At 58.8% G+C, this 13788-nt stretch carries 11 protein-coding genes and 1 tRNA gene; 8 read left to right on the top strand and 4 right to left on the bottom strand.

The window, feature by feature from the left end; genetic code table 11:
- Positions 1-85 precede the first annotated feature (85 nt).
- Positions 86-1339 (top strand): nucleoside permease, encoded by a 1254-nt coding sequence (locus ACOI6Z_RS07745; protein WP_023291005.1) that lies wholly within the window; start codon positions 86-88, stop codon positions 1337-1339.
- A gap of 43 nt (positions 1340-1382) precedes the next feature.
- Here the strand turns inward: ACOI6Z_RS07745 and ACOI6Z_RS07750 are convergent, their stop codons facing one another.
- Positions 1383-3521, bottom strand: a complete 2139-nt coding sequence (locus ACOI6Z_RS07750; RefSeq protein WP_065812822.1) for an ornithine decarboxylase — start codon at positions 3519-3521, stop codon at positions 1383-1385.
- Positions 3522-3940: 419 nt separating this feature from the next.
- On the opposite strand from ACOI6Z_RS07750, the gene ACOI6Z_RS07755 reads away from it, so the two are divergent.
- From ACOI6Z_RS07755 to ACOI6Z_RS07770, 4 genes are all read left to right on the top strand, one after another.
- On the top strand, positions 3941-4654 hold the full coding sequence (locus ACOI6Z_RS07755; protein ID WP_064155583.1) for a DUF554 domain-containing protein: 714 nt from the start codon (positions 3941-3943) through the stop codon (positions 4652-4654).
- Between the two features lie 105 nt (positions 4655-4759).
- Positions 4760-4835: transfer RNA gene (locus ACOI6Z_RS07760), tRNA-Phe, on the top strand.
- Positions 4836-5393: 558 nt separating this feature from the next.
- Complete coding sequence (locus ACOI6Z_RS07765) at positions 5394-6770, top strand: pyridoxal-phosphate dependent enzyme (protein WP_072421878.1); 1377 nt, start codon at positions 5394-5396, stop codon at positions 6768-6770.
- Positions 6771-6780: 10 nt separating this feature from the next.
- Complete coding sequence (locus tag ACOI6Z_RS07770) at positions 6781-7929, top strand: trans-sulfuration enzyme family protein (RefSeq protein ID WP_064155320.1); 1149 nt, start codon at positions 6781-6783, stop codon at positions 7927-7929.
- Here the strand turns inward: ACOI6Z_RS07770 and ACOI6Z_RS07775 are convergent, their stop codons facing one another.
- Positions 7930-8841: a LysR family transcriptional regulator gene (locus ACOI6Z_RS07775; protein WP_064155321.1), complete on the bottom strand. Its 912-nt coding sequence runs from the start codon at positions 8839-8841 to the stop codon at positions 7930-7932. It abuts the gene before it with no gap.
- A 97-nt stretch (positions 8842-8938) separates the two neighbouring features.
- On the opposite strand from ACOI6Z_RS07775, the gene ACOI6Z_RS07780 reads away from it, so the two are divergent.
- The 3 genes from ACOI6Z_RS07780 (at position 8939) to ACOI6Z_RS07790 (ending at position 10360) form a co-directional block, all read left to right on the top strand.
- A complete protein-coding gene (locus ACOI6Z_RS07780; protein ID WP_064155322.1) occupies positions 8939-9541 on the top strand; it encodes a short chain dehydrogenase in 603 nt (200 codons plus the stop codon).
- An 86-nt stretch (positions 9542-9627) separates the two neighbouring features.
- Positions 9628-9966: a hypothetical protein gene (locus tag ACOI6Z_RS07785; RefSeq protein ID WP_023291012.1), complete on the top strand. Its 339-nt coding sequence runs from the start codon at positions 9628-9630 to the stop codon at positions 9964-9966.
- 205 nt (positions 9967-10171) lie between these two features.
- Positions 10172-10360, top strand: coding sequence for a hypothetical protein (locus tag ACOI6Z_RS07790; protein WP_064155323.1), 189 nt, complete (start codon positions 10172-10174; stop codon positions 10358-10360).
- Positions 10361-10555: 195 nt separating this feature from the next.
- Here ACOI6Z_RS07790 and ACOI6Z_RS07795 read toward each other — a convergent pair whose 3' ends face one another.
- Together ACOI6Z_RS07795 and gss are read right to left on the bottom strand one after the other, a co-directional pair.
- Entirely contained in the window at positions 10556-11737 is a 1182-nt protein-coding gene (locus ACOI6Z_RS07795; RefSeq protein WP_023291014.1) for a PLP-dependent aminotransferase family protein, read from the bottom strand.
- Between the two features lie 150 nt (positions 11738-11887).
- The gene (gene gss, locus ACOI6Z_RS07800; RefSeq protein WP_044524715.1) at positions 11888-13753 is read right to left on the bottom strand and encodes a bifunctional glutathionylspermidine amidase/synthase; all 1866 of its coding nucleotides are present in this window, start codon (positions 13751-13753) and stop codon (positions 11888-11890) included.
- Positions 13754-13788: the final 35 nt, after the last annotated feature.

Here is a 13788-nt window from a genome sequence, read left to right on the forward strand (position 1 = left end):
TTGGCGAATGATAGAATCGCATCAAAATAACGGGTTTAATGTTATTTTAAAAACATAACAAGCCCACATTCGTGAGGATAACTACATGAATCTTAAGCTGCAGCTCAAAATACTGTCGTTCCTGCAGTTCTGTCTTTGGGGGAGCTGGCTTACCACGCTTGGCTCATACATGTTTGTCACCCTGAAGTTTGACGGCGCAGCAATCGGCGCGGTTTATAGCTCGCTCGGTATCGCCGCGGTGCTGATGCCGACGCTGCTCGGCATCGTCGCCGATAAGTGGATTAGCGCCAAATGGGTGTATGCCGTTTGTCACCTGGTGGGTGCGCTGACGCTGTATCTGGCGGCGCAGGTCACCACGCCGGGCGAAATGTTCCTCGTGATCCTCCTCAACTCGCTGGCCTATATGCCGACGCTGGGGCTGATTAACACCATCTCTTACTATCGCCTGCAGTCGGCGGGGCTGGATATCGTTACCGATTTTCCGCCGATCCGTATCTGGGGCACTATCGGCTTTATCTTCGCCATGTGGGGCGTCAGCTTCTCCGGCTTTGAGCTGAGCCATATGCAGTTGTACATCGGTGCGACGTTGTCGGTATTGCTGGCGCTGTTCACCCTGACGCTGCCGACGATCCCGGTGGCTAACGCCCAGCGTAATCAAAGCTGGACGGAGATGCTGGGGCTTAACGCTTTCGCGCTGTTTAAAAACAAGCGCATGGCCATCTTCTTTATCTTTTCGATGATGCTCGGCGCCGAGCTGCAAATCACCAACATGTTCGGTAATACCTTCCTGCACAGCTTCGATAAAGATCCGCTGTTTGCCGGCAGCTTTATCGTCGAACACGCCTCGGTGCTGATGTCGATCTCGCAGATCTCCGAGACCCTGTTTATCCTGACCATCCCGTTCTTCCTCAGCCGCTACGGCATTAAGAACGTCATGCTGATGAGTATCGTGGCGTGGATGCTGCGCTTCGGCCTGTTCGCCTTTGGCGACCCGACGCCGTTTGGCACCGTGCTGCTGGTACTGTCGATGATCGTCTACGGTTGCGCCTTCGACTTCTTCAACATCTCCGGTTCAGTGTTCGTTGAGAAAGAGGTGCGCCCGGAAATCCGCGCCAGCGCCCAGGGGATGTTCCTGATGATGACCAACGGCTTCGGCTGTATTCTCGGTGGCATGGTGAGCGGCAAAGTGGTGGAGCACTTTACCGTCGAAGGGATCACTAACTGGCAGAGCGTGTGGCTGATTTTCGCCGGCTATTCGCTGGCGCTGGCTTTTGCCTTCGTGGCGCTGTTCAAATACAAACACGTCAGACAGCCGACCGCCGCGCAGCAGAGCGCGTGATCGGCAAAAGTAAAACGCCCCGCCTGTTCGGCGGGGCGTTTTTTTATCCCTTCAACACGTAGCCATACAGCCGCTTAATGCCGTCCGGATCCGTCTCGCTATAGACTCCCTGCAGCTCCGGCGAGAAGCCCGGCAGCATATTGACCCCCTCCTCCAGCGCGAGGAAATAGCGCAGCACTGCGCCCCCCCAGACCTCACCGGGCACCACGCATAATACCCCCGGCGGATACGGCAGCGCCCCTTCCGCCGCGACGCGGCCCTCCGCCTCGCTCAGACGCACCAGCTCCACGTCGCCGCGGATAAATTCGCGGTTGGCATCCTGGGGATTCATCACCACCCGCGGGAAGCTCCGTTTACGGAACATCTCTTTTTGCAGGCTCTTCACGTCAAAGCTGACGTACAGATCGTGCATCTCCTGGCACAACTCGCGCAGGGTATAGTCGCGATAGCGCACCGGATATTTGTTGTAGATGGTCGGCAACACATCGGCCAGCGGCGTATCCGCTTCAATATGCTGTTCAAACTGCCCCAGCATCGCCACCAGCTGCGCCATTTTATCGGCGCTTTCCGCCGGCGTCAGCAGGAACAGAATCGAGTTGAGATCGCACTTCTCCGGCACGATGCCGTTTTCCCGCAGGTAATGCGCCAGAATGGTCGCCGGGATGCCGAACTCACTGTACTCCCCGCTCTCCGCGTCGATGCCAGGGGTGGTCAACAACAGCTTGCACGGGTCGACAAAATACTGGTCGTCGGCATAGCCCTCGAAACCATGCCAGCGCGCGCCCGGTTCGAAGCTGAAGAAACGACGCTCCCGGGCGATCGCTTCGGTCGGGTGATCCTGCCACGGGCGCCCCGCCAACATCGGCGGAATAAAGGGCTGAATCATCTTACAGTTGGCGATGATCGCTTTGCGCGCCTCGATGCCCAGCGCCACGCATTCGGCCCACAGGCGGCGGCCGCTCTCGCCTTCGTGAATTTTGGCGTTGACGTCCAGCGCGGCGAACAGCGGATAAAACGGGCTGGTGGAGGCATGCAGCATAAAGGCGTTATTCAGCCGCTTGTGCGGACAGAAGCGCGCCTGGCCGCGCAGATGGTTATCCTTTTTATGGATCTGCGACGTCTGCGAGAAACCGGCCTGCTGCTTGTGTACGGACTGGGTGACAAAAATGCCCGGATCGTCCGGCGTCAGCTCCAGCAGCAGCGGCGAACAGTCGGCCATCATCGGGATAAACTGCTCATAGCCCACCCACGCCGAGTCGAACAGGATGTAATCGCAGAGGTGGCCGATTTTATCGACCACCTGGCGGGCGTTATAGACCGTGCCGTCATAGGTCCCGAGCTGGATCACCGCCAGGCGAAACGGGCGAGCGGCCGTGGCTTTCTCTGGCGCCGCTTCGCGGATGAGATCCCGCAGGTAGCGCTCATCAAAGCAACGCTCGTCAATGCCGCCGATAAAGCCGAACGGATTGCGCGCGGCTTCAAGATAGACAGGCGTCGCCCCCGCCTGAATCAGCGCCCCGTGATGGTTTGACTTGTGGTTATTGCGATCGAACAGCACCAGATCGCCGCGGGTCAACAGCGCGTTGGTCACAACTTTGTTGGCCGCCGAGGTGCCGTTAAGGACGAAGTAGGTTTTATCCGCATTAAAGACCTTCGCGGCGAACTTCTGCGCATGCTTGGCCGACCCTTCGTGGATCAGCAGATCGCCTAATTTTACATCGGCGTTACACATATCGGCGCGAAAGACGTTTTCGCCAAAAAAGTCATAGAACTGACGGCCTGCGGGATGCTTTTTGAAAAAGGCCCCGTGCTGGTGTCCCGGACAGGCAAAAGTGCTGTTATCCATTTCGACGTACTGGGTCAGCGTATTGAAAAACGGCGGCAGCAGACGCGCTTCATAATCGCAGGCCGCCGCTTCCAGCTCGAGCCACTCCTGATCTTTACCGGCGATCACCGCCTGTACCCCCTCCGGCTTATCGACCGCCGTCTCGCTCAGCAGGTAGACCGGCAGGTTAAATCCGCTACGCCTGAGGAGGGCAAGGATACCGCTGCGACTGTCCGCCGCGGTGATGACGACTGCCGCCACATCGGTAAAATCGGTACTGTCCAGCGCCACAACGCGGCGGTGGGTGGACAAGCGGGTGACCAGCTCGCAGCTGGCGGCAATGTGCATGGATTTCATAAGCGCAAATGCCCGTATCGGGAGTGTAAAAATCTCAGACAAGGAAAACCTTGCCCAACGATGTGTCCGGGTCTGACGGATTCAGCTCCGACCGCCGGACATCAGTAAAAGCAGACGCGTCCGATCTTACTGTTGCCCTACAGTGAGCATACGTGTCCTTCACCGCATGGTGAACGAAGGGGTAAGCGTAGCAAGATGAGGCAGCCCACGCATCTGTGCGCGGCGTCGCTGGCGAGGTAATGGCAGTGTCGTCATCGGCGGCCTCATATCAGGGAGGAGAAAATTCGCGCAATCATGGCACCTTTCCCTGACAGGCGCAAGATGAAAACCGTATGCACTTATATCACGGATACACAAGCTTTCACGGCGGGTTAACGTCATAATCAATCGGTTATCAGGGATATTTAACAGGAGTCAGCGTGGTTACAGGACCTTTTATTAATGCCAGCGCGGTGCTGGTCGGCGGCGTGTTAGGCGCCTTACTCAGCCAGCGGTTGCCGGAACGGATCCGCACATCCATGACCTCAATTTTTGGCCTGGCGTCATTAGGCATCGGTATTTTACTGGTGGTTAAATGCGCCAATCTGCCGGTGATGGTGCTGTCGACCCTGGTGGGAACGCTGCTCGGCGAAATATGCAATATGGAAAAAGGCATAAATACGCTGGTCAGTCAGCTTCAGCAGTTGCTGTCATCGAAGGGTAAGAAAAAGGCCTCGGCGCATGACTCCTATATTCAGAGCTATGTGGCGATTATCGTCCTGTTCTGCGCCAGCGGCACCGGCGTCTTCGGCGCCATGCGCGAAGGGATGACCGGCGACGCCAGCATTCTGATTGCCAAAGCGTTTCTTGATTTTTTCACCGCCACCATTTTCGCCTGCACCCTGGGCATTGCCGTCGCCGCCATCAGCGTGCCGATGCTGCTTATCCAGCTGACCCTCGCGGCCTGCGCGGCGATCATTATGCCGCTCACCACGCCGATGATGCTGGCGGATTTCAGCGCCGTCGGCGGTATGCTGCTGGTGGCCACAGGGCTGCGCATCTGCGGAATAAAAATGTTTGCCGTGGTGAATATGCTGCCTGCGCTGGTGCTGGCGATGCCGATTTCAGCGGCCTGGACGCTGTTTTTTGCCTGAAGACGCGTGCTTTTAGCGCAATGTGGTGATAGATTGTTCAGTCTGCTGCAAAACAGATAAATTTCGTTGACGAGGCGCGGCGATTACGGTTTAATGCGCCCCGTTGCCCGGATAGCTCAGTCGGTAGAGCAGGGGATTGAAAATCCCCGTGTCCTTGGTTCGATTCCGAGTCCGGGCACCACTATTTAAAGAACCCGCCCACAAGGCGGGTTTTTGCGTTTCTGTAGCCGGACTCTCCATCGAACTGCGTTCGATTATTCGCCGCACAGCGGCTCACCCCTTCGGGGCCAGCGCGACACGCGCGCTGTTCAACGCCTGCGGCGTTAGTCCGAGTCCGGGCACCACTATTTAAAGAACCCAGCCTATGGCTGGGTTTTTGCTTTTCTGTAGCCGGACTCTCCATCGAACTCCGTTAAGCCGTGATTTCCCTGCTGCGTTTTTCTCCTGGCCAGCCCGCTGCCACTTAACGGCAAGCGCAGGCCTGTTCCCCATAGAATCTTTTCGCAAATACATTGCCAGATATCATATAACACGCTGATTAAAATCGCCTTTTTGTCGCCAAAAGCGGCTAAAAACGCCCTTTTCTGGCAATCGATCCGCCCAGGCGGCTACCCTGCTTTCCCTCCGGATGGCTGAATAGCATCTTATATTCCATTTTGCGCTAAATGACAGAGAAATATTCTTTAAATAACCGATTTCACAGACCTACCATGCAAAAATATCTTAAACGAGTGGGTAAATGGTTATGTCACTGTTTCATTCCGTGAGCGACCTGATCGGTCATACTCCCCTGCTCCAGTTGCACAAACTGGATACCGGCCCCTGCAGTCTGTTTTTAAAACTGGAAAATCAGAATCCGGGCGGCTCAATTAAAGATCGGGTTGCGCTGTCGATGATTAACGAAGCCGAGCGCCAGGGAAAACTGGCGCCCGGCGGGACAATTATCGAAGCCACCGCCGGCAATACCGGCCTCGGCCTGGCGCTGATTGCGGCGCAGAAAAATTACCGCCTGATCCTGGTGGTGCCGGACAAAATGAGCCGCGAGAAAATTTTTCACCTGCGGGCGCTGGGCGCGACGGTGCTGCTCACCCGCTCCGACGTCAATAAAGGCCACCCGGCCTACTACCAGGATTATGCCCGCCGCCTTGCCGATGAAACGCCGGGGGCTTTTTACATCGACCAGTTTAACAACGACGCTAATCCGCTGGCGCACGCTACCTCCACCGCGCCGGAACTTTTCCAGCAACTGGAGGGCGACATAGACGCCATCGTCGTCGGCGTTGGCTCCGGCGGCACGCTGGGCGGGCTTCAGGCCTGGTTTGCAGAACATTCGCCGAAAACGGAATTTATCCTCGCCGATCCGGCGGGCTCGATCCTTGCCGATCAGGTTGATACCGGACGCTACGGCGAAACGGGATCCTGGCTGGTCGAAGGGATTGGAGAAGATTTCATCCCGCCGCTGGCCAGGCTGGAAGGGGTGCATACCGCCTATCGCGTCAGCGACCGCGAAGCGTTCCACACCGCGCGCCAGCTGCTGCAGGTCGAGGGGGTACTGGCCGGCTCCTCCACCGGCACCCTGCTCAGCGCCGCGCTGCGCTACTGCCGGGCGCAAAGCCGTCCGAAGCGGGTGGTGACCTTCGCCTGCGACAGCGGCAATAAATACCTGTCAAAAATGTTCAACGACGACTGGATGCGCCAGCAGGGGCTGATCGCCCGCCCCGAACAGGGCGATCTCAGTGATTTTATCGCCCTGCGCCATGACGAAGGCGCCACCGTCACGGCCGCGCCGGACGACACCCTGGCCGCAGTATTTACCCGCATGCGGCTGTATGACATCTCCCAGCTGCCGGTGCTGGAGGATGGCCGCGTGGTCGGCATCGTCGATGAGTGGGATTTGATCCGCCACGTAAAGGGCGATCGCCAACGCTTCTCTCTGCCGGTTAGCGAAGCGATGAGCCGCCATGTTGAAACTCTCGATAAGCGTGCGCCAGAGAGCGAACTGCAGGCCATTCTCGATCGCGGTCTGGTGGCGGTGATCGCTGACAACGCGCGTTTTCTTGGCCTGGTCACCCGCAGCGATGTACTGACCGCCTGGCGTAACCGAGTCGCACAATAAGGAATTTTTTATGTCATCCATCCACACCCTGAGCGTACATAGCGGAACCTTCACCGACAGCCACGGCGCAGTGATGCCGCCGATTTACGCCACCTCCACTTTTGCTCAGCCGGCGCCGGGGCAGCATACCGGCTATGAATATTCCCGTAGCGGGAACCCTACCCGCCACGCGCTGGAGACGGCGATCGCCGACCTGGAAAACGGCACGCGCGGCTACGCGTTCGCCTCCGGGCTGGCCGCCATCTCCACCGTGCTGGAGCTGCTGGATAAGGACAGCCACCTGGTGGCGGTCGATGATGTGTATGGCGGCACTTACCGCCTGCTGGAAAACGTTCGCCGCCGTAGCGCTGGTCTGCAGGTGAGCTGGGTGAAACCCGACGACCTGGCGGGGATTGAAGCGGCGATCCGCCCCGATACGCGCATGATCTGGGTGGAGACGCCCACCAACCCGCTGCTGAAGCTGGCGGATCTCAGCGCCATCGCCGCCATCGCGCGCCGCCATAACCTGATCAGCGTCGCCGATAACACTTTCGCCTCGCCGGCGATCCATCGCCCGCTGGAGCATGGGTTTGATATTGTGGTCCACTCCGCGACCAAGTACCTCAACGGCCATTCCGATGTCGTCGCCGGCCTGGCGGTGGTTGGCGATAACGCTGAGCTCGCGGAAAAGCTTGGCTACCTGCAGAATGCGGTAGGCGGTGTACTCGACCCGTTCAGCAGCTTCCTGACGCTACGCGGCATCCGCACCCTGGCGCTGCGGATGGAGCGACACAGCGCGAACGCGCTGCAGCTCGCCAAATGGCTGGAACAGCAGCCGGAGGTGGAGCGAGTCTGGTTCCCCTGGCTGGCCTCGCACCCGCACCATCAGCTGGCGCGCCAGCAAATGGCCCTGCCCGGCGGCATGATTTCCGTCGTGGTGAAGGGCGATGACGGTTACGCCGAACGCATCATCAGCAAGTTGCGCTGGTTCACCCTTGCGGAGAGTCTGGGCGGCGTGGAGAGCCTGGTGAGCCAGCCCTTCAGCATGACCCATGCCTCGATCCCGCTGGAGAAGCGCCTGGCGAACGGCATCACGCCGCAGCTGATTCGCCTGTCGGTCGGGATCGAAGATCCTCACGATCTGATTGCCGACTGGCAGCAGGCGCTACGGGAGGAGTGATTATTCCGACGCGCGGGTCGTCGCCAGCGCGTCGGCCATTCCCTGCTGAAGGTGGGCGATAAACTGCGTCAGCTTCGGCAGGGGCCGGCGATCCTGACGCCAGAGCAGATGTACAGGCCTCGGCTGTGGGGTCCACGCCTCCAGCACCCGCATCAGGCTGCCGCTGGCCAGCGCATCGGCCAGCAGCACCTCCGGCTGCATCAGCAGCCCGGCCCCGGCGATCGCCGCATGGCGCAGCGCATAGCCATCGTTGCAGCGCAAAACCGCATCACGCTTCCAGCGCACTTCCCCCTCCATGCCCGGCAGCCGCCACTCGTTGCGCGCGGTCCAGACCGTATGGGACAGGCAGAGATGATCGGCGAGATCTTCCGGCGTCCCTGGCGTTCCGTAACGCGCCAGATAAGCCGGCGCGGCGCAGATCACCATCCGATAGGGCGCCAGATAGCGGGCCACCAGATCCTCCTGATGGATCTCGCCAATGCGGATCGCCAGATCGAAACCTTCATCCACCAGATCGACCATCCGGTTGGTCAGATCCAGTTCCACCCGGACCGCTGGCCAGGCCTGCAGAAAGGTGGCGGTCAGAGGCGCGATCACGCTGGCGCCGAACGAGGTGGGCGCGCTCACCCGCAGGGTGCCGGCGGGCGCCAGCCGCAGCCGCTCAACGGCGCTTTCGGCGATGGAGACCTGCTCCATCACCCGTTTCGCTTCGTCAAAATAGACCCGCCCTGCGTCGGTGAGGCTCTGGCGTCGGGTGTTACGCTCCAGCAGACGCGTCGCCAGCTGGGTTTCCAGATGGGCGATGTATTTCCCGACCATTACCGCCGACAGCCCCAGGCGCGACGCCGCCCCGGTAAAGCTGCCGCACTCCACCACGGCAATAAACGTCTCCATCCCTCGCAGCTTATCCATATTGCTAACCTCTGGTTAGTAATGTTCTAACTTTTAGCCAGTTTATCCGATATCCGTTTTATTAAAGAATAGCCTTTCACCTCACGAGGAGTCAGCCATGAAAATTATCGTTATCGGTGCCAGCGGCACCATTGGTCGCGCGGTCAGCGAAGAACTGGGCCAGAGACATGACGTTATCCGCGTCGGCCGCACCCGGGGGGATTATCAGGTGGATATTACCTCCCAGGGGAGCGTCGAGACGCTGTTTGCGCAGACCGGCGAAGTAGACGCCATCGTCTCCACCACCGGCAATCTGCACTTTGGGCCGTTAAGCACCATGACCGATAGCCAGTTCAACCTCGGTCTGCAGGACAAGCTGCTGGGGCAAATTCGCCTGGCGCTGATCGGCCAGCATTTCCTGCGCGACGGCGGGTCGATTACTCTGGTCAGCGGCATTGTCGCGCAGGAGCCGATTGCTCAGGGCGTCAATGCCACGACGGTTAACGCCGGTCTGGAAGGCTTTGTGCGCGCCGCCGCCTGCGAACTACCGCGCGGGCTCCGCATTAATCTCATCAGCCCCACCGTGCTCAGCGAGTCGCTGGCGGCCTACGGCGACTTTTTCCCGGGCTTTGCCAGCGTCCCCGCCGCCGCCGTGGCGCAGGCCTATCGCCGCAGCATTGAAGGGGTGCAGACCGGCCGCATTTACCCGGTCGGCTACTAGCCTGCGCCGGCCCGCCGGGGCCGGCGCTTACATCCTGACATCGTTGCAGGTACACTGACGGCTGATTGTCTCCGGCCGAAAAACTGATGTTGAAAAAATTACCCTTTATTATCCCGCTGCTGGCGCTTACCGCGCTGCTGGTCTGGTGGTTCACCCCGCATTACACCGAGGAAGACGAAGCTTACTACCGGGCGGTATTTTGCGTGATCGATCATGACGACAGCCGCCAGTTCCTCGACGATATGCAAAACATCGTCGAGGGGGGGAATTCTGACTACGCGCTGCATAAAGCGCATTACCTGCCGGCGCTGGGGCAGCGGATGCTGGACACCTGGCATCAGCTCAGCCCGCAGGAACAGCAGACGCTGCGTCAGGACCGGCAGCGCTGCGGCGAGATATTACGGGCAAAACAGCAGGGTGAATAATCCCGGCGGGCTGGCGAAACAGCAGCCCGTCCCAGCGTCCGATAAGATCCCGCTGTTGATGAGCCGATCGCTGTCACAAAATCCTCCTCTATCGCCGGGCCACGGGATGACGTTTTTTTCTGCGGTCGCATACGATAAAAAGTAGTTGATCTGGTACGAACTAACTCTTATTTTGCTTCTCAGTTTTCAAAATGAGATAAAACTGATGCCTGTCATTATTGCCAGTAGTGTTAAAGAAGCCAAAGCGTTAATTAACGGTGGGGAATACAGGGAAATTATTCTTAACTTCGATATTGATGCCGATGACTTTTTCTCTCTCGCCAGCCATGCGGCTGGGACAAAAATCTCCATCTCTGACCGAAACGATCGCTCTCCGGTAAAATCAGCAAAATAATTAACCCGTGAGGGACATCTATGTGGTTGTTTATTGGTACCTTTGCGGTGGCTTTTCTCGCAGCGCTGATGTTGGTCTGGCTGGATGATCGCATCGCCGATACGGATTGACCCCAGCGCTGAACGCTAGCGTCACCCCCTCTCGCTACTGAGGCGAAGAGGGTGCGCCGCCGCTTAGCGGCGCACAGCAGGGTCGTTACAGGGAGGCCGCCAGCCGCTCAACGGCGGTCAGCAGCCCCGCTTCCGACACCGTGGAGTAGGAAAGGCGCAGGGTACGGGTATCCGGATTATCGTGATAGAACGCTTCCCCCGGGACGTACACAACGCCGTTTTCCAGCGTTTTCTTCATCCATGCCATGGTATCGAACGGATAGCGGAAACGCGCCCACAGGAACATCCCACCCTGTGGGCGGCTGAATTCCAGATGCTCGCCAAGGCGACTCTCCAGCGCGTCGGCCAGCGCCACGCACTTCTTGCGATAGTCTTCGCGAATCAACGCAATCTGATTTTGCAGCCGGTTCAGGCTGAGGTATTCCGCGGTGATCACCTGCGACAGCATATTGGTATGCAGATCCGCCGCCTGCTTAACGATCACCGTCTGCTGCGCCAGCCAGTCCGGCATGACGATCCAGCCGATACGCATCCCCGGCGCGAGGATCTTTGAAAACGTCGAGGTGTAAACCACCTGATCTTCACAGCCCAGCTCAACGGCGTGCTGATAGAGCGGACGTCGCACGGCGTCAGTAAAGCTAATTTCACCGTAGGGATCGTCTTCCAGAATGACGAAGTCATATTTTTTCGCCAGCTCGACCAGCCGGCGACGACGCGCCTCGCTCAGCGTTTTACCGCCGGGGTTGCCGAACGTCGGCACCAGGTAGACGGCTTTGACGCGGGTGGTCTCCAGCAGGTCGGCCAGTTGCTCCACCAGCATCCCGTCATCATCGGTATCGACGCTGAGGATATTGGCCTGCGCCAGCTGAAACACCTGCAGCGCCGCCAGATAGGTGGGTCGCTCAACGACGATAGTATCGCCTGGATCGAGCAGCGTGCGGGCAACGATATCCAGCGATTGCTGGGAGCCGGAGGTGATATAGACCTGAGCGGCTGAACAGGTCACGCCACGGGCGTGGCAGATTTCACTCACCGCCTGACGCAGCGGCGGGTAGCCCTCGGTCAGACCGTACTGAAATGCGTCATGAAAACGCTCGCTCATCACCTTCTGCACCGCCAGCTCCAGGCCTTCGGTATCAAACAGTTCCGGGGCCGGAATGCCGCCACCAAGCGAGATCACGCCCGGCAGTTTACTGTGCTTGAGAAGTTCGCGGACGGCGGAGGGCTTGAGTTCACCCGCGCGGGCGGCGAGACGCCGATCGTGCATACTATTTTCCTTTTCTGTCTTGTTGTTGTGTTAATTATCTTGGCTTTATTGCAGGTGTTCCCCGGCGGCGCTTACCGGACCGGGCTATCCTGGCTCGTGTCTCTGCGCTCTCCCCGGACAGGGCGCGAGCCGCTATCCGGGGTCAGCACATCACGCTTTATCTTTCAATACGATCAGCGGCTCTATGTCGCTCTCTTTTTTCACCACCAGCGACGAATCGCCGCGCAGGCAGGTACCGCCGTAGTTACCGCCGACGGTAAAGGTGCACACCTGGATATACTTGCCATCCACTTTCGGCAGGCACCACAGCTGCTGGTAGATATTCTTACGATCGACAAACTGGCCGCTGGTCTGATCCAGAACCTCATCCTGCGGCCCGATCAGGTCGATATTGTTCCCGCAGCGTCCGGAAATGGGCTTCACGGCATAACCGGTTTTCGCCAGCTCGTCGTTAACCACAAAATCGGTATCCAGCAGATAGCGATGATGCGGGAACAGCGACCACAGCACCGGCAGGATCGCTTTGTTGCCCGGGATCACCGTCCACAGGGGTTCGAATACCAATACTTCAGGACGCAGCAGGACGTCAATCAGTCGCACCTCATTCTGCGGATGTCCGGTACGAATCGGCACCGCCGCGTACTCATCGGCGCTGACTTCGCGCACCTGCTCAATGGCGGTTTCCCATGCCCAGGTTTTCCAGACGCAGTTCACCAGCCGCCCGTCGGCGTCGATCAGCTGGCCGGCGGCATCCCAGCGCAGTTCATCGAGGCCAAAGAGAATTTTGCTCTCGAAACCGGCCTGGGTCAGCGAACGCTGGATAAACTTCGCGTGGTAATTCTCTTCCAGATCCTTGTCCTGCATGATGTGCACGAAAGGCCGCGCCCGGCTGTGTTTCCACGCCCCCGCCAGCTCATCGAGCAGACCTTCAGCCGGATTGTGACCCGTGCCGTAGTAGCCCTGCTTCAGCCACTGCTCGAGGATCAGCCCGCCTTCGGTATGGCAGGAGGCGGAGTCGGCATTGTACTCGTACACCTTCAGCCCGCGCTCGTCCATGCAAAAATCCATGCGCCCGGTGATCATATGATGACGCCGGCGCTGCCACGAGAGACGCAGACGCGGCCAGAGGATTTTCGGGATATCAAACAGCGCCAGCAGGTTATCATCCTTCATTACCTTATCGGTGGCGTGCAGATACATCAGGTGCAGCTCGTTGGTGGCTTTAATCAGCTCCTGTTCGGCGCTTTCGCTGATGGTGAAATACTGATAGGGATCCTGATTGATAAAATGGCCGTTGGCCGCCACGTAGGCTTTCTGCAGCGGATCTTTCTCGTTCAGCCATTTGCCGCGGAACTGGCCGTTGTTCGGCAGCCGCGCGCCCTTGATCGCCATCGCCTCGCCCGGCAGCACCGGCTGCGGCAGGCTGTGTTCGGTATCGTCGGTCTGGATCATCCAGCCTAAAATTTCGGTATCGGCAAAGGTATCTTTGATGGTGTACCGGCCGGCGTTGACCTCGAGGGTCAGCTCGCGGGTCCACTGCTGGCCCTGCGGCAGCGGCGAGTGAATGACGTTCTGCTCGGCGATACGCACCTTATTGCCGACAAGCTGGGTGATCACCGCGACGTGGCCGGTGTGCTTAAACTCGCCGCCCTTCTGCCAGATCAGCAGCGAACCGGCGATCGGCGGACGACGGGCGCCGTTGGCGAAGGCCTGCAGCGGGAGAATATTGTCATTGACCACTTCGCGCAGAAAGCGCAGGGAGAAGATTTCATAGGCCATCCCCACATCGGTAAAGACAAACCCGTAGGTCAGGAACAGAAAGCGGCGCGCAAATTCAACGCACTGCCATTTATGCCCCATATACTCATTGCCGATGTAGCTGCGAAACGTCGCGTCATCCGGATAGTCCTGCGGATTTAAGCTACTGTAATTCGATGAATAAATTGCCACGCCGCCGGGCGCGTAGCCTAACAATGTCCCAAACGGGGCGTCACTGCTTGTCGATCCTTTGCTCATTTAGCCTGACCTCAAATAAATGCAGCCCGGGCAGT

Source organism: Klebsiella sp. C239 (assembly GCF_048822715.1).
Classification (GTDB): Bacteria; Pseudomonadota; Gammaproteobacteria; order Enterobacterales; family Enterobacteriaceae; genus Klebsiella; species Klebsiella quasipneumoniae.

Coding starts and splice junctions, on each gene's coding strand:
- ACOI6Z_RS07745 (WP_023291005.1), top strand. CDS start 86: ATGAATCTTAAGCTGCAGCTCAAAATACTGTCGTTCCTGCAGTTCTGT.
- ACOI6Z_RS07750 (WP_065812822.1), bottom strand. CDS start 3,521: ATGAAATCCATGCACATTGCCGCCAGCTGCGAGCTGGTCACCCGCTTG.
- ACOI6Z_RS07765 (WP_072421878.1), top strand. CDS start 5,394: ATGGTTATGTCACTGTTTCATTCCGTGAGCGACCTGATCGGTCATACT.
- ACOI6Z_RS07770 (WP_064155320.1), top strand. CDS start 6,781: ATGTCATCCATCCACACCCTGAGCGTACATAGCGGAACCTTCACCGAC.
- ACOI6Z_RS07775 (WP_064155321.1), bottom strand. CDS start 8,841: ATGGATAAGCTGCGAGGGATGGAGACGTTTATTGCCGTGGTGGAGTGC.
- ACOI6Z_RS07780 (WP_064155322.1), top strand. CDS start 8,939: ATGAAAATTATCGTTATCGGTGCCAGCGGCACCATTGGTCGCGCGGTC.
- ACOI6Z_RS07785 (WP_023291012.1), top strand. CDS start 9,628: ATGTTGAAAAAATTACCCTTTATTATCCCGCTGCTGGCGCTTACCGCG.
- ACOI6Z_RS07790 (WP_064155323.1), top strand. CDS start 10,172: ATGCCTGTCATTATTGCCAGTAGTGTTAAAGAAGCCAAAGCGTTAATT.
- ACOI6Z_RS07795 (WP_023291014.1), bottom strand. CDS start 11,737: ATGCACGATCGGCGTCTCGCCGCCCGCGCGGGTGAACTCAAGCCCTCC.
- gss (WP_044524715.1), bottom strand. CDS start 13,753: ATGAGCAAAGGATCGACAAGCAGTGACGCCCCGTTTGGGACATTGTTA.